Raw genomic sequence first — 19,350 nt, forward strand, 5'->3', positions numbered from 1 at the left:
AACATTGACACAAAAAAGTGAAGCTCAAAAAGGCAATATCACTCCAGAAATGGAAGCTGTTGCTCATGATGAAAATATAAACGTTAACAAACTAGCTAAATTAATTGCTGATGGAAGAGTTGTAATTCCTAAAAACATCAACGGCCATTCAAAAGCCTGCGGAATTGGTGATGGCCTTAAAACCAAAATCAATGCAAACATCGGTTCTTCAAGTAAAATTGATGATATTGAATTGGAAGTAAATAAAGCTAAATTAGCTCAGGAATACGGTGCAGATGCACTGATGGATTTGTCTACCGGATCTGATTTGACAACATTTAGGAAAAAAATCATGGACGCTGTAGATATAACTATCGGAACAGTGCCTATTTACGAATCTGGAGTAATTACACTTAATAAAAACAAAGAAATCATCGATATGGATGCCGATGACCTTTTTAAAGCTATTGAAAATCAGGCTAAAGAAGGGGTTGATTTCATGACTCTCCACTGTGGAATAACCAAAGATTTAGTTGAAAAATTAGAAAAAGCTAAAAGAATGATGGGAATTGTAAGCAGAGGCGGAACTTTCCTTGCATCCTGGATTAAACACAACCAGCAGGAAAACCCATTATATGAAAATTACGATTATCTTCTTGAGCTGTCCTACGAATATGACATTACATTATCATTAGGTGACGGATTAAGGCCAGGATGCCTAAGCGATGCCAGCGACATTCCGCAAATCCAGGAGCTCGTCAATTTAGGAGGCCTTGTTAAAAGAGCTCAGGATGCAAATGTTCAGGTAATGGTTGAAGGACCAGGACATATGCCATTAAACCAAATCAAAGCAAATATGGAAATACAAAAGACTATCTGTTACGGAGCTCCATTTTATGTTTTAGGTCCTCTTGTAACTGACTTGGCGCCGGGTTATGACCACATTACAGGAGCTATTGGAGGAGCAATAGCTGCAAGTAGTGGAGCTAACTTTTTATGTTATGTAACCCCTGCAGAACATTTATCTTTACCTTCTCTTGAAGATGTTAAAGAAGGAGTGATTGCCTCCAAAATAGCTGCTGAAGCTGCTGATGTTTCTAAAGGACTTGACTCTGCATGGGAAAGAGAACGTGAAATGGGAAAAGCACGTAAAGAATTTGATTGGGAAAAACAATTCGAACTTGCATTTGACCATTCCAAACCTCGCAGTTACAGAAACAAATGTGAACTTGACGATGACGAAATGTGTGCAATGTGCGGAGAATATTGTGCAGTAAAAATAGCAAAAGGCGACTTTTAAATGAAATATCAAGAATTAGTAGATGTATATTCTGCCCTGGAAAATACAACTAAAAGACTGGAAAAAACGCAAATCATATCTAATTTCCTATTAAAATTAGACAGCACTACCCTTGAGCAGGTAGGTTTGCTAATATTAGGCAGCATATTTCCTGCATGGAGTGATAAAGAAATTGGAATTGGTAATAAATTAGTTATGCAGGCGGTTGGTGAAGCTGTAGGAGTTACTCCTGACAAGGTTGAAGATGCAGTTCGTGATCAGGGAGACATCGGACTTGCATGCATTAGCTTATATGCTAAAAAATCACAGACCACATTCTTTTCTCAGCCTTTAACAATAGATTTTGTATTTAAAAGCTTAAGAAAACTTTCTGAAAAAAGCGGAGCAAGATCAACAAAACGTAAAATTGACATAATTTTGGAAATGCTGTCTCAAGCTTCAGCCAGCGAAGCAAAATATTTAACCCGTACTATTCTTGAAGAACTTAGAATTGGTGTTGGAGAAGGTGTTGTAAGAGATGCAATAGCTCAGGCATTCAATATTGACAAATCAGTTGTTGAAAGGGCAATGATGCTTACAAATGACTTAGGTTTGATAGCTGTTGTTGCAAAAGAAAAAGGGGAAGGCGGACTTAAAGAGTTAAACCTGACTCCTGGAACTCCAGTAAAACCTATGCTTGCACAGCTTGCACCTCCGATTCCAGAAATCATAAATGAAATGGGAGTAGCTATCTGTGAAACCAAATACGACGGAATTCGTCTTCAGGTACACAGACACAGTGATGAAATAAAAATATTTACAAGAAGACTTGAAAACATCACCCATGCACTGCCTGAAATCGTGGATTTATTTAATGAATACCTCCCTCATGAAGATTATATTGTAGAAGGTGAAGTAATAGCTACAAGAGACGGGAACCCCTTATCTTTCCAGAATATTCTACATAGAGTCAGAAGAAAACACAATATTGACGAAGCTATGGAACAGGTCCCTCTAAAAGTTTTCCTCTTTGATTTGTTATACTACATAGTTCCGATGATTGATGAACCATTACTTAAAAGGAGAAAAAAACTTGAGGAAATCGTCAACACCACACCAGATGAAATCAATTTAAGCAACATGGTTTATGGAACTCCAGATACTATTAAAGAAGTGGAAGATCTGTTTGAATTGTCAATAGCTCAACATCACGAAGGAATAATGATTAAAGATGCTGGAGAGCCATATATTCCAGGACTTCGTGGTAAAAAAATGCTTAAATATAAGGCAGAACCTGAAACATTGGACATGGTTGTTGTTGGCGGAACATACGGTATCGGTAAAAGAGGAGATTTTGTCGGCTCATATCTAGTATCCCTACGTGATGAAGACAATAATCTAAAAACAGTTGCTTATGTGGCTACAGGTCTTGATGATGCTACACTAGAATATCTTACTAAAAAAATGAAAGAATACGAACTGTCTACAAAAGGCAGAGAAATTGTTGTAGAACCTAAAATCGTATTGGAAGTGGCATTCAGTGAAATCGTTGAAAGTCCTGAATATGAAACCGGATACTCATTGCGTTTCCCTGTTGTTAAAAATATCAGAAAAGACAAAGGAGTAGATGATATTGATACAGTTGAAAGGTTAATTTCAATGTATGAAACTCAATAATCATCTAAAGCTTTTACATTTTGTATTACTTTTCTTGTTACAGGGTATACAACAACTTCATAAGCTGTTTTGAATAATGCCTGTGCCACAATCATAGTTAGAAGTGCAAATAGAGGCATTGTTCCTAAAAATCCTATTGTAATAAATATAATTGCATCCATTCCTTCACCGGCAAATGTAGATGCAATACATCTGAAAAATAATTTTTCCTCATTTTTATATTTTAAATAAACCATCAGTTTTGCATTAATCAATGATCCGACCAGATAAGCTATAAAACTAGCTATCAGCAATCTTAAAGTACTTCCCAAAACTGTATGGAAAGCTGCATCAGCTGTAAAATATGCAGGAGCCGGTAAAAACATGGTTATATTATAACAGATTACAGCTATTAAATTAATGAAAAATCCTAAATAAATAGCCATTCTGGCTTTCTGATAACCGTAACACTCTGCAAGTACATCATTAACAATATATATTATTGGAAATATTATAACTGCACAGGGCAAGCTTACCCAATACAATTCAAATGTTTTGCTTGCAATTATATTTGAAACAATCAACGATGCACAAAATATCCCAACAAGTATTGCATATAAATCTGTTTTTTTTAAATCACTGTTACCAAACATACATATTTAAATTATATTTTTGATGTAAAAAAAGATTTTGCAAAACAATATTTTAAAATAAAAACCTATCAGCTATTTTTAAAATAAAAATCAAGATAAATTCATGGAAATTACAGATGACAAATTACTGAAAATAGCTCTTATAACTTCATTGATAGGTTTAATCGGTTTAATAATATTTACTCCTTCAATTGAAGTTAAAAAAGTGGAAATTCAGGATATAAACAGAGGCATGATTGATGAGGAAGTCAGCATTGACTGTGTTGTTAGCGACGTTAAAGCCTCAGCAAGTAAAAGCAGCTATTTTTTAACTATCAATGACGGAACAGGACAGATGTCTTTAATAATTTTTGAGAGCCAGTTAGCCCAGCTGGAAGATAACGGAATTGCTGTTGAAAGTTACAAAGGCAAGAAAGTCAGTGTTGCCGGAACAGTTACAGAATACAATTCCCAGCTGGAACTTATCCTATCAAGCGGAGATGCAATAAAAATTGTCTAACGCAAGCTTTTAAAATAAGCTGAAAAATTAACATTATCAATCAAGTAAAATCCCCTGCAGAATAAAGAATTTTCGACATCATTAACTTTTTATTTATCAAAAATAAAAATAACTGTAATATAAAAAATTATGAGGCAATTAATAATGTCAGATAAAAAAAGATTATTCGGGACTTTTGGAGTTAGAAGAGTAGCTAATGAAGTTTTAACTCCTGAATTTGCATCCAGACTTGCAGCATGTTACGGATCAGTAGTTCAAGGAACAGTAGCTGTTGGTGGAGATACAAGAACAAGCAGTCCTATGTTAATGGAAGCTGTAAAAGCTGGACTTTTATCTTCCGGTTGTGATGTTGTAGATTTAGGAATTCTGCCCACTCCTGGAGTCCAGTATGGAGTTCGCAAGTATTATGACGGTGGAGTTATGATTACCGCATCACATAATCCTCCAAAATATAACGGAATTAAATTTTTAGATGAATTAGGTATTGGAATTCCTGATGAGATGGAATTGGAAATTGAAAAATTATATTTTGATGAAGAACCGAAAAGAGCTCATTGGAGTGAAATTGGCCAATTATACCACAATGACAAAATTATTGATGAATACATCGATGAAGCAATCAGCAAAGTAGATGTTGAAGCCATTAAAAAAGCTAATTTGAAAGTTGTTGTTGACTGCGGTTCCGGAGCAGGATCATACACTGCCCCTTACCTGATTAGAAAATTGGGCTGTGATGTAACTACTCTAAACTGTCAGGCAGACGGATTTTTCCCAGGTCGTGACCCTGAACCAATTGAAGAAAACTTACAGGAGCTAATTAATGTTGTAAAACAGTTAAATGCAGATATCGGACTTGCTCATGACGGAGATGCAGACAGAACCATCTGTATTGATGAAAAAGGAAACTTTGTACTTGGAGACAAAACATTTTCACTTGTTGAAAAACAGATGCTTAAAGAAAACAACGGAGGTACAATAGTTACAACTGTTGCAACTTCACAGGCAATTTATGATATTGCTGAAGAGTACAACGGCAAAGTAATAGCTACTGCTGTTGGAGATTTACTTGTGGCCCGTAAATTAAAAGATGAAAATGGTTTATTTGGTGGAGAAGAAAACGGTGGTTTAATCTTCCCTGATTTTGTTTATGGAAGAGATGCAGTTATGACTGTGGCTAAAATACTTGAAACAATAGCTAAGGAGAAAAAACCGTTATCCAAACTGGTTGAAGAACTTCCGGTTTACTATGCAACAAAAACAAAAATTGAATGCAGTGATGACTTGAAAGATGAAGTTATGAACAACATAGCGGATGAAATAAAAACCACTACTGATTTTGAACTTGATACCACTGACGGTGTTAAAATCCTAAAAGAAGACGGATGGGTAATTATCAGACCATCAGGTACTGAACCAATCTTCAGATGCTTTGCTGAATCTGACTCTCAGGAAAAGGCAGATGCAATGACTGAGTGGGGATTAAGTTTAATTAAAAAATACAAACATTAAGAAGTATTAATTTACTTCCAATATTTTTTTTTAACTCTTTTTTATTGATTGATGAGGGAACATCCTCCTTAAGCCAGTGCCTGCTGCAGGCCACTTTATCAAGGAGTACGCATTGTGGAGGCATTCCAAGTGTTGCTGCTTTCCATCCTCCAGATATTAAATTCAACGGGCATGCAACTCCAACAATAGCCAGATCTTTTTTATCTTCATCTGTTGCATTTTGAAATGCTGAGGATTTATGGGAAACCAGATATATCTCGCAGTCATACTCATTATTTATTTTAGCTATTTCACATTCAGGATTGCAGGCTGTGCAAACTTCACCTAATCTTTTTTCAACAGCCTGACAGTGTTTTTGGTCTATTTTCATACATGTTGGCAGGACAATTGCTTTTCTTTTTCTTGATTCATAATCTGGTCTGAAAATTCTTCCCATTATTTCAGAGCAAAGCATGTTTAAATAATATAGTTCTTTCGGACTATTGAAAAATATTTCCTCTTGCTTTGATTTAGGTATATCTTCATATTTTTTCAAATAATCATTTAAATTAAATGTATATGATGATAAGTATTTTTGTGCATTTTTACAAAACCACTCCCCCAAAACCAGATACGGAGAAAAATCAACATTTTCCCATTTTCTTAAATAGGGAAGCTGATCATTAAAATCACCTATATATTCCAAATAATCAATTATTTGTTCTAAAGAAGAAAATTTATCACAGCACATCTTCCAATATATGCTGACAATCAATCCTTCAAGAATTTTTTCATCATCATCAAAGTAGTTGTGAGCAAAGTCTAAAAATTCACTGGCAAATCTTTTGACATCCCTGTAATAACTGTCATTAACTTCATAAGGTGAATCCAAACTACTCATTTTTATCAGCCCTTACACTATCAAGCAGGAATTTATGATACTCTTCAACTTCATCAAACATGATTTCAATTTCTGCTTTTGGAAAGTCGTCATATTTCAGAAATATTTCCCATAACTTGAACATTGAAAATCCAAAGTACATTTCAGCCAATTTATTTGGATTGCAGTCGCTACCAATTACATTTTTCTGAATCAGTATTTCAAAAACATCACTCCAGAAGTCAGTAGACCCTCCAAGTATCTCCCGCAGGAAAAATTCCTTAACTTCATCTATCTGATACATCTGAACAAAAATCAGCTTCATGATTTTTAAAATCTTTTCTTCAAAAATCTGCTGTTTAAACATTTCAGATCCCTGATGATAAAATTCTTCAGGATTTTCTTCAAGTAATTTTCTGATATTTTCATCATCTAACGGATTTCCTTTAAAATACTCTTCAAAATAGTTTAAAATTGACATTAAAATATCTTTTTTACTTGAATAATGATTATAAATTGAACTTTCCTTAATTCCAACTTCTGAAGCTATTGTTCTAACGGATACTGAATCATATCCCTTTTTAGAAAATAAATCCAAAGCCGTGTCAAATATTTTATCTTTTGTTTGTGTTTTCATGAATATCCCAAAACTAACAGTTGTTAGTTATACTATTGTTTTGATAGTATATAAAACTAACAGTTGTTAGTTAAATAATTGGAAAAAATCCTCAGGTAAAAATACAATTTTATATCCTCAAATAATTGAGAAAGAGATGTTACAAATTATCCAGACATTCCTCTTTTAGGAAAAATGCATCTTCATTATCTGGAGATTTAAGTAAAACTTTATTGAAGCTTTCTACAGCTTCTTCAAATTTTCCCAGCTCCATTAAAACTACTCCTTTATTTAATAAAAAATCAATATTGTGTTTTTCTAAAGAAATAGCTGTATTGAAACATTCCAGAGCTTCATCTAATTTACCCAAATCAATATAAGCATTACCCATACGATTTATAGAACCTGCATCCAATTCAGAATCATCAAAACATACTTCAAGAGCCCTGTCAAAAGATTTAATAGCTTCTTCCAATTTGCCCATATCAGACAATAAATTTCCTCTTGAGTTCCATACTTCAGGATTTTCACTATCTATTAAAATCAGATGGTCGTAAACATCCAAAGCTTCATCAAATTTACCTAAAACTTCTAAAATAAATCCTCTCCAATATAAAACAATTGAACTGTTCGGATTTATGGCCAGTGCAATATCACTAACTTTCAGAGCATCATCCAGTTTTCCGGAGTTAAGTAAAGCTATAGCCTTATTATTTAATATATATTCATTATGAGGTTCTATTTTTAAAGCCTTATCATAACAAAATATTGCCTGATCAAAGTGGCCCAGCCTTGATAGATTATCTCCCTGTTTATTTAATAGATAAACATCATCAGGATCAATTCTTAAAGCAGCATCATAACACATTGTAGATTTATCAAATTTACCGCTGTCAAAAAGAATATCTGCTCTTTGTGTTATCATAGCCTTTTCATCAATTTTATCCCCTTTCCAGTCATTTACATCTAATTTTTCAAAGTAAATGATTTGAAATAGTTCAGAATCCTCAATTTTGCCAGCATACATTTTTTTGAAATCCTTAACCATTTCCACAGCGCTTTCAAATCCTTCTTTTCTGGCAAGTTCATCATTATCTTTCAAATCAGAAAAAGGAATTGTTTGCACATCCAATACTTTAGCTTCAAAAATTTTCTTTTTTTCTTTAGAAACCAAATTCCAATAACAATAAAGTCTGTCGCCTTTTTTAAGAGGAGTTTTCCAAAGCTTACGTATTGTCATTGTCTTTTTTCCAGTGATTATATCAATATCCTGACTTGAAAATGATAAGATTGGCATTTTTTTTCTCCTCCCAGCAAATTTATATTATTTCTTCTCCAAATTCTGCAGATTTTACTTTTACAACACCGTCAAAATAAGGTTTTACGTATTCTGCAAGTTTTCTTAAATCATGAGGATTTGGAACTTCCACTTCCTCCAATGCAGGGTCTAAAACATTCCTATTCCTGAATTGTTGAATGGTATAAACTTCAGCTTCAATATCCATTACCAAATTATAAATATCCTTTTTAGTATGTAATGTCGGGACATAAGTTGTTCTGGCTTCCAGGTGAACCCCATATTTGTTTATAAGATTCATTGATTTGTGAACCTGAGAACCGACATTGGATCCTGTAACTTTCCTGTATTTTTCAAAAGGTGCTTTAACATCCAAAGAAATGAAATCCAAAATATTCAGTTTTAAAATGTTCTCAAGTTTATCGGGATAAATTCCACTGGTATCCAATTTGGTTTTGAGACCTAATTTATGCACATATTTTAGTATTTCAATAACTGCATCACTTTGAACCAGCGGTTCCCCTCCAGATATTACAACTGCATCAATAAAATCAGCAGCATCATTTATTTCTTTTTTAATTTCTTCAAAACTTAATTGGGTGTTGTCATCTAAAAGTTCAGCATTATGACAATAACGGCAAGCAAGAGGACATTTTGACATGAAAATAACTAAAGACATATTTCCATGAAATTCAACAGAAGAAATTACAGTTCCGCCTACATACATTAGGATAATACCTCTTTTACAATGTCTATGAATTTTTTATCCTCTTCTAAAGTACAGATACTTATCCTAATCCAATATTCATCCAATCCTTTAAATGATGTGCAGTCCCTTACAATAACACCTTTTTTCATAAGTTCAAATGCAAATTCAGATGCTGTAAATCCTGTGTCTTTTATGCCAATTAACATGAAATTAGATTTAGACGGGAAAACATTCAATGAATCGATTTTTGACAGTTCATTATAAAGATATTCCCTGCTTTCAATACCTTTTTCAATAGATGTTTCAATGTAGTTCTTATCCCTCAAAGTATTAAGAGCAGCTACATAAGACAATCTTGTTAGAGAAAATACCGGTTTAATTCTGTGCATATATTCAATAATCTCACTGCAAGCTAAACCATAACCCATTCTCATTCCAGCCAATCCCATTACTTTAGACATGGTTCTGATAATGAAAATATTGTCAAATTCATTAATCAAATCCTTATTTGTAACTTCAGCATACTCAAAGTAGGCTTCATCTACAACAATCAGAACATCAGGATTTCCAGAGGCTATATCCCTAATATCCTTTTCATCAATTAAAGTACCTGTAGGATTATTTGGTGTGCATAAGAAAATCATTTTTGTTTTATTGTTTATAGAATTTAAAATTGAATCTGTATCCAATTTGTTTTCTTCCAAATTCCATTTAGCATAAACCGGACGAGCACCGTATTGCTGCAATAAATACTCATAATACATGTAAGAAGGTAGAGGTACAATAAACTCATCACCTTCGTCAATAAATGTTTTAGCTAAAACATCAATGATTTCATCAGCACCATCACCACCAATAATAACCTGAGATTGTTTAACCCCAGAATAATTGGCTAATTCTTGTTGAAGCTCGTTTAAAACTGATTCTGGATATCTGTTTATGTTTTTACATTCTTTTCCGATAGCTTCAATAGCTTTAGCAGATGGGCCAAATGGATTTTCATTAGATCCTAATTTAATTATATCATCTTTATTTAAGTTGAATTCACTAGCTATCTCATCCTGAGATTTACCTGGAACATAGGAATCCATTTCACTAACTATTGCCCTTGGTTTCATTTTTTAACCTTATTTATATTGTTTTGAAAGTTTTTTGTAATTATCTGCATTTTCTTGAATATGTTCAATTTGTTCAGGAGTAACTTCCTTTATTAGTTTGCCAGGAACTCCTAAAATTAGACTGCCTTCAGGGAATTCTTTACCTTCACTTACAACAGCTCCAGCCCCTACAATAGAATTTTTACCAATGTGTGCTCCATTTAACACAGTTGCATTCATTCCAATTAGTACATTGTCTTCCAAAGTACATCCATGAACAACAGCACCATGACCTACAGATACATTATCCCCAATTGTTATCGGGAAATCTTCAGTACAATGTAATACACAGTTATCCTGTACATTAGAGTTGTTACCTATTTTAATAGAATCCACATCTCCTCTAACAACAGCTCCGTGCCAAATTGATACATCTTCACCTAATTCAACATCACCGAGTACTTGTGCACCTGGACATATTACAACAGAGTCTTTTTTATTTTCCATAATATCACCATTTAATTAATTTTTTTCTTTTTCTTTTGAATAATATGAGTTTGTTTTTCCAATACTCTTGTATCGGAAGGCAAATCTTCGTATAACAGCACACCTGATCCGATAGTGGAGTTATGGCCTACTTTTACACCTGGAGAAAAACTTGAGTTAATACCCGTCTTTACAGAATCACCGATAATAGCTCCCAATTTACGTCTTCCGCTGTCTATTTTCTGATTTTTAATTTTAGTTTTAATGGTTGCATTATCAAAACGCAAATTAGCTATATTTGTTCCTGCTGCTATATTGCAGTTAGAACCTATAACAGAGTCACCTACATAACTTAAATGACTAACATTTGTATTTTCCATAATAATTGAGTTTTTAATCTCAACAGCATTTCCAACATGAACATTATCACCAAAGTAAGTATTTCCACGAATATAGGAGTTAGGACCTATATCACAGTTTTTACCAATATATACATTTCCTTCAATGTAAACACCAGCCTTAATAACACTTCCCTCATCCAAAAATACTTCACCATGAATAACTGCTCCAGCTTCCACTGTTCCTTTAATTTCTGTTTTAAGCTTGCCAATTAATTCTTCATTTACTTCAATTAATTCCCATGGCCTGCCAACATCAATCCAATCTTTAGAAGTTTTATGTCCGATAACTGTTTTATTATCTTCAATTTGTAAAGATACTGAATCAGTAATTTCATATTCTCCCCTTTCAGAGATTTCTGTTTCACGGATTTTATCGAAAATATCCTTATTAAATATGTAAATTCCAGCATTGACCAAATTACTTGGTGCCTCTTCACGTTTTGGCTTTTCTACAATGTTTTTAATATTTCCGTTTTCAATTTCAACAACACCAAATGCTGAAGGATCTTCCACTTCAGTTAAAAGCATTAAAGTATCAGGTGACAAATAATTGTACTTCTTAATTATTTCATGAATAATCTCATCATCAAGTATAATATCTCCATTTAAAACAATAATACTATCATCAATAAAATCTTCACCATATGAAATAGCATTAGCTGTTCCTAAAAAGTCTTTTTGAGTTTTATAAGAAATATTGACTCCGAAATCACTTCCGTCTCCAAAGTAATTCCTAACAATTTCTTCTTTATAACGTACAATAAGCAAAATATCAGTTATACCATTATCTCTTAAAGACTCGATATTGTACTGAATAATTGGTTTTCCAGCTACTGGCAACATTGTTTTAGGTTTTGTGAGGGTTAATGGCCTCATTCTAGAACCTTCACCAGCACTTAAAATTATAGCTTTCAATTTCATTACCCCATAAGTTATTACTTATAAACTATTATAATATGTTAAGTTTATACTTATTAATTAATTTTTTTAATTGAAAAAAAGAAGATTAAAAAAAACATGCAGTAATCCGCTGCATGAAAAAGAATTTAAATATTTTCTTTTATGATTTTAACACATGTTTCTTTAATGGCTTGAGCTTTTGTGCTGTCTTTAGACTCTAAAGTTATTCTAATATAATCTTCAGTTCCTGAAGGCCTTACTAAAACCCAGCTATCATCATTGAAAGTTAATCTGACTCCGTCAATAGAATTAATTTCCTTAATATCATCAAAACTGTCTTTTAATAAATCTTCCATATTTTCCATAACGGCTGTTTTGGCTTCTTTAGAACAGATTATTTTTTCACGAATATTTGGGTAAGACGGAATCTCTAAGAGCAATTCGGACAATTTGCCTTTGTTTGATACAAGTTCAGCCATCCTTAAACCTGAAAGTATGCCGTCAGGACACATACAAAAATCAGGATGCAGCCAGGTTCCGGAAGGTTCCCCTCCAAATGCAGCATCTTTTTCTATTATGACTTCAGCTACATTTACATCTCCGACTTTAGTTCTTAAAACATTACCTTTTACAGATTCATCCATACATAAACCTGCATCTACAGTAGTGACTATGTCTCCGTCAAATTCTTTAGACATTAATGCAAGTAAAGAGTCGAATGGGGAAATATCACCATTTTCATCAATTGTAATCATTCTGTCTGCATCTCCGTCGTGTGCAATTCCAAGGTCTGCACCAATGGCTACTACAGTTTTCATCAGATTTTGCAGGTTTTCTGCATTCGGTTCAGGATTTCTTCCTGGGAAAAAACCGTCCGGCTGAGAATTAAGAGTTGTTACCTCACAGCCCGCTTTTCTAAATACCAAAGGAGATATTTCACTTCCTGCCCCTGAAGCACAATCAATGACAACCTTTAAACCTGGCTTAATATTTACCATACCTACCAGATCATCAATATATCTTCCTTTAATTTCCTCATTAACTCTTAAGCTACCTACTTTATCCCAGCTTACTGAAGTGTAAGATTCATTTGAGTAGATTTCTTCAATTTTAGCTTCCTGAGCTGAAGTGTATGCCATTCCGTTAGCATTCCAAATTTTAATTCCATTGTACTGTGAAGGATTATGTGATGCAGTCAGCATTACTCCAGCATCAGCACCTAATTTATCAGTAGCATAACCTACCAAAGGAGTTGGAACCATTCCTATTTTAATTACATCTACTCCGCTTTCAAGCAAACCTGCACAAATAGCCTGGTCAAGCATCACATTAGTAGTTCTTGTATCATAACCTAAAACTACCGTTCCCTCATTACCCAAATAACAAGCTAATGATTTACCGACATTTAATGCAAGTTCACATGTAACTTCAGAATTTATTTTCCCCCGAATTCCAGAAGTTCCGAACAGTTTTTTAACAGCCATTGAATCAACTCTTTTAAGCTCCAAACTTATGAGCATAGTTCATTAAATCCATCATGATGTTCATAACGTCTGCTCCTCTAATTCTGCAAAGCCCTCCTTTTGCAACAGCTACTTCAGAGTATTCACAAACATCATCCACTCTTACTTCAGGTCCTGTAATAATAACCGGCACAGGATCTCCTGAGTGGTTTAAAACAGAAATTGGAGTTGAATGATCAGCAGTCAAGAAAATATAAACATCTTCAAGTTTTTTAAGTTCACTCATAACAACCCTGTCAACTTTTTCAATGAAGTCACGTTTTTCAACAGCCTGCCCGTCATGACCTGCTTCATCTGCCCCATCAATATTTATCAGGAAAAAGTCATGGTCTGAATTTTTAACCTGGTCAATAATTGTGTCTCTGATATTTTCCAAATTGGTGTCAATTCCACCAGTAACATCTTCCATTTCAATAATATCCATACCGGCAAATCTTCCTATTCCCATAATAAGACCAGTTTCAGCAATACATGCAGAATTAACTTCATATTTGTCATTTAAAGCTTCTACAACCGGAACTTCACCTGCACCACGTGGAATTATAATATTTGCAGGAGGTTCATTGTTTTCTATTCTTTCCAAATTAACAGGATGGTCTTTAATCATTTCATAAGATTTAACTACCAATTTATTTAAAATATCTGCAGTTTTTTTAGCTTCAACTGAATCATCTAAAGGTATAACTTCTTTAGGTTTGTTTCCTTCCACTTTAGGATCAGCATCACTTACTTTATCAGATAGACCTTCACCTCTTAATACTAAAACTGCTCTGTGACCAGTTGATTCCTTAAAAATAATTTTAATATCAGGATAATCTTCCAAAACCATTGTATTTAACACTTCAACGATTTCATGAGTTCCCTCTCTGATTCTTCCTGCACGTCTGTCAGTAACTATACCATTTTCATCAGCTGTTGAGAAATTACACCTAAATGCAATATCTCCAGGAATAACATCTACTCCAACACCAGCCGCTTCAAAAGGGCCTCTTCCTGTGTATACTTCGTAAGGGTCATAACCTAAAATAGACAAATGAGCAGTGTCACTACCAGGTATAATTCCCGGAGCTATTGAATCCATAATTCCAGTTATACCATTTTTAGCCATTTCATCCATATTCGGAGTATTGGCTGCTTGGAGAGGGGTTTGATTATCAAATTCTTTAAGTGGACGGTCCCCCATACCATCCATAACTAAAACTATTCCCTTCATAATGTCACCTTAATATAATACTTTTAAATATATTTTTCAATAGTTATAAAATTATTTAAAAAAATCAGATTTTAGAAACCTATTAAAGGTTTAATTAAAACTTTAATTAAATTTGCAACAAAAAACAGCACAAGTATCTTAACCCAGGTACGTTTATCCTTAAAAATCTCATCACCATACCTGCGTTTATAATATACTGCAATAATTACTGCAATAAGTGTTGAAACAGCAATATCAAAATTAAACTCTACTACAGACATGATTTACTATCTGTTTTAACTTATTAAAATAATTAATTAAACAAGTAAAATACCGATTAAAGCTCCGGTAATAGTAGCTATAAGATTTACATGTTCATTTGTAAGCAAATCTTTTCTTTCAAAGACTGCTCCAAGGATACTGTCCATAAAACAACCTAATGTTCCAGGAATAACTGCTAAAATAATAGCTAAAACAGAATCATTAATAATTCCAAGCAAATAAGCACAAATACCAACAATAGCTGCACCAATCATACCTGCAACAGTTCCCAAAACAGATACTGCGCCGTCAGTTCCAGGTTCAACCTTTTTAAAAGTAGTAATTAATCTAGGCTGATGCAATACTCCTATTTCACTGGCTAAAGTATCTGCTGTTGCAGTAGCTATTGCCCCAATAAATCCTCCGACAAATGATAAGTAATAACCTCCAAATGCAGCCATCATAACTGCTACAATACCATTTGAAATAACATTTTTAGAAGTTCTTCTACCTTCAAATTCCCCTAAAGATTTTTTATAGGATTTTGAGAATTTTGTAGCCGCCAAACTTAAAATAAGGAATATTAAAATTAATAATAACCAGTTAAATCCTGCTGAGAAAATAATGATAACTCCCATAATAATCATAACAACTGATCCAAGAGCGTCTAAGGATTTTCTTTTGTATGTTAAGAATCCCAATAAAAACAGGATTAGAACATAACCCCAATTAATCATTATTAACTTTTCAACCATATTATCAACACAATAATATTTCTAAAGGATAATATAAAAAGCTACCTAATTTAACCATATAATTAATATAATATATTAACCATAATTTATTCTATGAGAACATTATATAAAATAATTATCGTACTGGCTATCTTATTTGTAAGTTTTGAAATTGAAATTGCAATTCCAGGAAGAGGAAGTTTCATTTATGCTTTAATTACCTTAATAATAATTGCAGGAATCATTAACTACACCATTTCAATTTACAATGACTTAGTAACTGAAAGAAACAGGGTAAAAAATTCCTGGAGTAAAATTGATGTTCAGTTAAAAAGAAGAACCGACCTAATTCCAAATCTTGTGGAAGTTGTTAAAGGTTATGCAAAACACGAACATAACACATTTACTCAGGTAAGTCAGGCCAGAGCTTCATTAATGAATGCAAGAAATATAGAAGACATACAAAAATCAAATTCCCAGCTATCCCGAAGTCTTGTTAATTTATTTGCAATAGCTGAAAAGTATCCTGAACTAAAAGCCAATTCAAACTTTTTGGATTTGCAAAGACAAATAAGCGACAGTGAAGATAAAATAGCCATTTATAGAGAAAGCTTCAATAATTATGTTTTAGTCTACAACAACAGCTGTGAACAATTTCCAAGCAATTTAGTTGCACAGTTATTCGGATTTAAAACTGCAAACTTTATTGAAATTCCTGAAGATGAAAAAACTGTACCGAATGTGGAGTTTTAATTTATTATTTTTTTACAATGAAATATAACATTGTGATATAATGAAATGAAAAAAATAAGTAAAAGTATTTAGTTTAATACTTTACTTTTGATAATTTCCACTCTTTTAAGAGGGTAGATTTTTTTAGCATTGTGATAAACTTCAGATGCTAATTTACCGTTAACAACAAGTTTTATTAATTCATCGAAAGATTTTTCTGCTGCAGTTTCAGCTAATAAATCATTGATAACTTGTCTCATGTATTTTTGTTGGGAAGATTTAGCTCTTCTGGTAGTTACTGCAAGTACATGAAGTTTAACTTTACGATCATCTTTAGTTTTAACAACAGAAGAAGCATCGATTCTACTGGTTCCTCTTCTAATCATACTTCTTACATAATCAGTAGTAGTTTTGTGACCAGTAAATTTGGTGTTTGCAACATCTCCTGCTACATTATCAATTTCAAACCTGAGTTTGATGTATTGTTTGGAAAAGTCACCAGACAATTCCCTCATAGTAACTTCTACTCCCCTACCGATGAGATAATCAGGGTCTCTTGCTGGAGTTTCTCCAATTTCTTTGTCTTCAAAGTTTACTGGTGTTTTAATAGTATACCAAGATTTTTCTTTCCATGTGTCACGTACTCTACGTCTTGCTTTTGCTTTTGCCATTATATCAACCTTTTATAGTTTTTCCGTAAATTTTATTATCGTTAAAAATATAGCTATCGCTATAGTAAATTTAAAAATAGTCCACCAAATACCGTACCTGTTAAATTAAACACAATACAGAATATAAAATAAGATTATAATTGATTATAGTTTTATAATCCGTTAATCGACTACTGTGAGTTTTACTCACTTATTTTAAAGAACAATACATTATAAAGTTTTAAATTATTAAAATCCGCCCTTAAAGGTTATTATTACTTCTTTTCTTCATGATATATAAAGCTTGTTAAATGACTAAACATTTATTCCATATAATTTATAACCTTAGTTATTACAAACTAAACAAAAAGAATGATTATAATATCATTTTAAAATAGTAAAAACACATTAAAACAAAATAAAAATATGATTTCATAACACTAGTTGGAAAATAAGGAGTATTAAAACTCCTTATTCCATACTAGGCAAATATTTCTGGTCTGAAGCATAGCTGGACCCGATTAATTTTCCGCTAGACGTATTGTACTGTCTAAAACCACCATCAGAATAAGTTACTTCACGATAATAGCTGCCGTCATCTGCCTGATAATTATATTTTACCACTTCACTTACAACATAAACTCCTGAATTCGGCTTAGTGTTGTCACTTGTGTTTGCAGTTGTATTATTGGTTAGATTTTCAGCAGTGCAGTTAGTAGACACAGTATCGTCTTCATCATCATGGATATCATCAGCAAAAGCAATTGCAAATGCTATAATGCATGCCCCGACAATAATTGCACAGATTATTATAATCAAATCTTTAGATTCCATTAAAGCAACCTCCAATTGATTTTTTAAAAAGCCCACATGGGGAATCGAACCCCAGACCTATTGATTACGAGTCAATCGTTCTACCTTCTGAACTATATAGGCTTAACTATTATATTTGTAATTAAGTAATATACAAACATTCCTATAAAATAACACACAACATCCCACCAGTCAGAAACACTTCCAGGTCTTAAAAAAATAGCTATGTACTCACCTAAAAAAGATAGAAATATTGTAATTAAAGTCAGATATTTTAAGGATGTCACCTGCATATTTGACCTGTATAATGAAATGCTGTTTATTAAAGCGAAAAATAATGGCACAGCCAGCAGATCATTGAGATAATTATTGAAAAATGGAATTCCCAAATTCTTCAAAACCAGCTGATTCAAGCCATAAACAGCTAATACAACAACCAATATTACAATATTTGTTTTATTTTCCATATTATCCGCAAATAGAAAATATTACCAGTGCAATAAGCACTCCCAAAACAATAGTACATAAGTCTTCCATAATAATAATATCGTGACTACCATATATAAAACTTGTTAAAAAAATAAAAAGAGAAAATCAGCTATTCATGAAATTGTAGTGATCAATATATCTTTGTAAAACTTCCTCAACAGGACCTTCATCACTAACCAGCTTAATTCCTGCATCCTCTGCCTTAATTTTGGATTTGAATCCGTATTTTGTAGAAATTATAACATCACAGTCATTGCATTCTTGAATAACATCACCGCCCTGATGTTTGGCGTCCTTATCAATAGCCAATTTTCTTGTTTCAACAAAATCAAAGTCATTGTCAACTACATCATAAATAACTAATGATACTGCTTTTCCTAAATGCAAATCAACAATATCTCCATTGGAAGATGCAAGTGCAATTCTCATTTTAATCAACTAATTTTTTAATTATATTGGCAACATTCTGACCAAATAACTTAATAGTGGCTATTCCTTCACTGTCATCTAAAGCTGTACCTTCAGGACCTGCAAATACCATGTTCCAGTAAGTACTTCCGGCTATTATCATATTGTTAATCGGGAAAAACATTGTCATTTCCTGTAAGGTTAAAGTCTGTCCTCCACGCCTTGCAACAGCAATCGGACCTCCAACCATCCATTCTAAAAATTTGTCGTTTCCTCTTGAAACTTTACCTATCCTTTGAAGAGCAGCCATTATGTCTCCTCTTGCAGTTCCAAAGTAAACTGGTGCTGCAGGAATAAATCCGTCAGCCTGTCTGATTTTTTCAATGATTTCATCCAAACCGTCATTTAAAACACAATTTCCTGTTTTTGCACATCCGTTACATGCAACACATGACTGTATCTGTTTTCCTCTTAAGGATATGATTTCAGCTTCAACACCATTTTTCTCAATTTCTTCAGCACAAACTTCCAGAACATCCTGAGTGTTACTGTTAGCTCGAGGACTGGAATTTAATAATATAACTTTTGCCATAACATCAACCTAAATA

Annotated in this window: 22 protein-coding genes and 1 tRNA gene; 5 read left to right on the top strand and 18 right to left on the bottom strand. The window is 33.1% G+C overall.

The genetic code is table 11. From position 1 onward, the window contains the following. The first annotated feature begins 4 nt into the window (after window positions 1-4). On the top strand, window positions 5-1,279 hold the full coding sequence (gene thiC / locus MSM_RS03225) for a phosphomethylpyrimidine synthase (protein WP_011954021.1): 1,275 nt from the start codon (window positions 5-7) through the stop codon (window positions 1,277-1,279). After that, the gene (locus MSM_RS03230) at window positions 1,280-2,935 is read left to right on the top strand and encodes an ATP-dependent DNA ligase (protein ID WP_004036507.1); all 1,656 of its coding nucleotides are present in this window, start codon (window positions 1,280-1,282) and stop codon (window positions 2,933-2,935) included. Here the strand turns inward: MSM_RS03230 and MSM_RS03235 are convergent. Further along, window positions 2,929-3,567 carry a queuosine precursor transporter gene (locus MSM_RS03235; RefSeq protein ID WP_011954022.1) on the bottom strand — a complete coding sequence of 213 codons (639 nt, stop codon included), beginning with the start codon at window positions 3,565-3,567 and terminating at the stop codon, window positions 2,929-2,931. The two genes, MSM_RS03230 and MSM_RS03235, sit on opposite strands and share 7 nt — an antisense overlap. Window positions 3,568-3,670: 103 nt before the next feature. Here MSM_RS03235 and MSM_RS03240 point away from each other — a divergent pair, with 103 nt between their 5' ends. Together MSM_RS03240 and glmM (MSM_RS03245) are read left to right on the top strand one after the other, a co-directional pair. Further along, complete coding sequence (locus MSM_RS03240; protein WP_011954023.1) at window positions 3,671-4,066, top strand: exodeoxyribonuclease VII large subunit; 396 nt, start codon at window positions 3,671-3,673, stop codon at window positions 4,064-4,066. Between the two features lie 129 nt (window positions 4,067-4,195). Then, a complete protein-coding gene (gene glmM, locus MSM_RS03245; protein WP_004032407.1) occupies window positions 4,196-5,575 on the top strand; it encodes a phosphoglucosamine mutase in 1,380 nt (459 codons plus the stop codon). On the opposite strand, the gene MSM_RS03250 is transcribed toward glmM (MSM_RS03245), so the two are convergent. From MSM_RS03250 to MSM_RS03300, 11 genes are all read right to left on the bottom strand, one after another. Next, window positions 5,556-6,455: a DUF116 domain-containing protein gene (locus MSM_RS03250; protein WP_011954024.1), complete on the bottom strand. Its 900-nt coding sequence runs from the start codon at window positions 6,453-6,455 to the stop codon at window positions 5,556-5,558. The genes glmM (MSM_RS03245) and MSM_RS03250 overlap by 20 nt on opposite strands. Beyond that, window positions 6,448-7,071, bottom strand: coding sequence for a TetR/AcrR family transcriptional regulator (locus MSM_RS03255; RefSeq protein ID WP_011954025.1), 624 nt, complete (start codon window positions 7,069-7,071; stop codon window positions 6,448-6,450). The genes MSM_RS03250 and MSM_RS03255 overlap by 8 nt, the downstream gene beginning before the upstream one ends. 139 nt (window positions 7,072-7,210) lie before the next feature. Then, a complete protein-coding gene (locus MSM_RS03260) occupies window positions 7,211-8,347 on the bottom strand; it encodes a tetratricopeptide repeat protein (RefSeq protein ID WP_004036497.1) in 1,137 nt (378 codons plus the stop codon). A gap of 22 nt (window positions 8,348-8,369) precedes the next feature. Next, complete coding sequence (locus MSM_RS03265; protein WP_011954026.1) at window positions 8,370-9,074, bottom strand: anaerobic ribonucleoside-triphosphate reductase activating protein; 705 nt, start codon at window positions 9,072-9,074, stop codon at window positions 8,370-8,372. Further along, window positions 9,074-10,174 carry a histidinol-phosphate transaminase gene (gene hisC, locus MSM_RS03270; RefSeq protein WP_011954027.1) on the bottom strand — a complete coding sequence of 367 codons (1,101 nt, stop codon included), beginning with the start codon at window positions 10,172-10,174 and terminating at the stop codon, window positions 9,074-9,076. Before hisC ends, MSM_RS03265 begins: the two co-directional genes overlap by 1 nt. Window positions 10,175-10,183: 9 nt before the next feature. After that, complete coding sequence (locus MSM_RS03275; RefSeq protein WP_004032413.1) at window positions 10,184-10,660, bottom strand: gamma carbonic anhydrase family protein; 477 nt, start codon at window positions 10,658-10,660, stop codon at window positions 10,184-10,186. 11 nt (window positions 10,661-10,671) lie between these two features. Continuing rightward, complete coding sequence (gene glmU / locus MSM_RS03280) at window positions 10,672-11,961, bottom strand: bifunctional sugar-1-phosphate nucleotidylyltransferase/acetyltransferase (protein WP_011954028.1); 1,290 nt, start codon at window positions 11,959-11,961, stop codon at window positions 10,672-10,674. 125 nt (window positions 11,962-12,086) lie between these two features. Further along, window positions 12,087-13,460, bottom strand: a complete 1,374-nt coding sequence (gene glmM / locus MSM_RS03285) for a phosphoglucosamine mutase (RefSeq protein ID WP_004032415.1) — start codon at window positions 13,458-13,460, stop codon at window positions 12,087-12,089. Next, window positions 13,438-14,676, bottom strand: a complete 1,239-nt coding sequence (locus MSM_RS03290) for a 2,3-bisphosphoglycerate-independent phosphoglycerate mutase (protein WP_004032416.1) — start codon at window positions 14,674-14,676, stop codon at window positions 13,438-13,440. The genes glmM (MSM_RS03285) and MSM_RS03290 overlap by 23 nt, the downstream gene beginning before the upstream one ends. A 71-nt stretch (window positions 14,677-14,747) precedes the next feature. Then, window positions 14,748-14,936 carry a hypothetical protein gene (locus MSM_RS03295; protein WP_011954029.1) on the bottom strand — a complete coding sequence of 63 codons (189 nt, stop codon included), beginning with the start codon at window positions 14,934-14,936 and terminating at the stop codon, window positions 14,748-14,750. Between the two features lie 36 nt (window positions 14,937-14,972). Further along, window positions 14,973-15,671: a TIGR00297 family protein gene (locus tag MSM_RS03300; RefSeq protein ID WP_011954030.1), complete on the bottom strand. Its 699-nt coding sequence runs from the start codon at window positions 15,669-15,671 to the stop codon at window positions 14,973-14,975. 93 nt (window positions 15,672-15,764) lie between these two features. Between MSM_RS03300 and MSM_RS03305 the strand changes: the two genes are divergently transcribed. Then, window positions 15,765-16,403 (top strand): LemA family protein, encoded by a 639-nt coding sequence (locus tag MSM_RS03305; protein WP_004032419.1) that lies wholly within the window; start codon window positions 15,765-15,767, stop codon window positions 16,401-16,403. Window positions 16,404-16,471: 68 nt separating this feature from the next. On the opposite strand, the gene MSM_RS03310 is transcribed toward MSM_RS03305, so the two are convergent. From MSM_RS03310 to MSM_RS03330, 6 genes are all read right to left on the bottom strand, one after another. Continuing rightward, window positions 16,472-17,053 (bottom strand): 30S ribosomal protein S3ae, encoded by a 582-nt coding sequence (locus MSM_RS03310; RefSeq protein ID WP_004032420.1) that lies wholly within the window; start codon window positions 17,051-17,053, stop codon window positions 16,472-16,474. A gap of 450 nt (window positions 17,054-17,503) precedes the next feature. Continuing rightward, the gene (locus tag MSM_RS03315) at window positions 17,504-17,866 is read right to left on the bottom strand and encodes a hypothetical protein (protein WP_011954031.1); all 363 of its coding nucleotides are present in this window, start codon (window positions 17,864-17,866) and stop codon (window positions 17,504-17,506) included. Window positions 17,867-17,895: 29 nt separating this feature from the next. After that, window positions 17,896-17,968 (bottom strand) — tRNA-Thr (locus MSM_RS03320). Continuing rightward, on the bottom strand, window positions 17,959-18,312 hold the full coding sequence (locus MSM_RS09055) for a hypothetical protein (RefSeq protein ID WP_029143417.1): 354 nt from the start codon (window positions 18,310-18,312) through the stop codon (window positions 17,959-17,961). Before MSM_RS09055 ends, MSM_RS03320 begins: the two co-directional genes overlap by 10 nt. Before the next feature lie 127 nt (window positions 18,313-18,439). After that, window positions 18,440-18,763 (bottom strand): NifB/NifX family molybdenum-iron cluster-binding protein, encoded by a 324-nt coding sequence (locus MSM_RS03325; protein WP_011954032.1) that lies wholly within the window; start codon window positions 18,761-18,763, stop codon window positions 18,440-18,442. 1 nt (window position 18,764) lies between these two features. Further along, window positions 18,765-19,334: a flavodoxin family protein gene (locus MSM_RS03330; protein WP_004032423.1), complete on the bottom strand. Its 570-nt coding sequence runs from the start codon at window positions 19,332-19,334 to the stop codon at window positions 18,765-18,767. Window positions 19,335-19,350 lie beyond the last annotated feature (16 nt).

It is taken from the genome of Methanobrevibacter smithii ATCC 35061 (assembly GCF_000016525.1).
Classification (GTDB): Archaea; Methanobacteriota; Methanobacteria; order Methanobacteriales; family Methanobacteriaceae; genus Methanocatella; species Methanocatella smithii.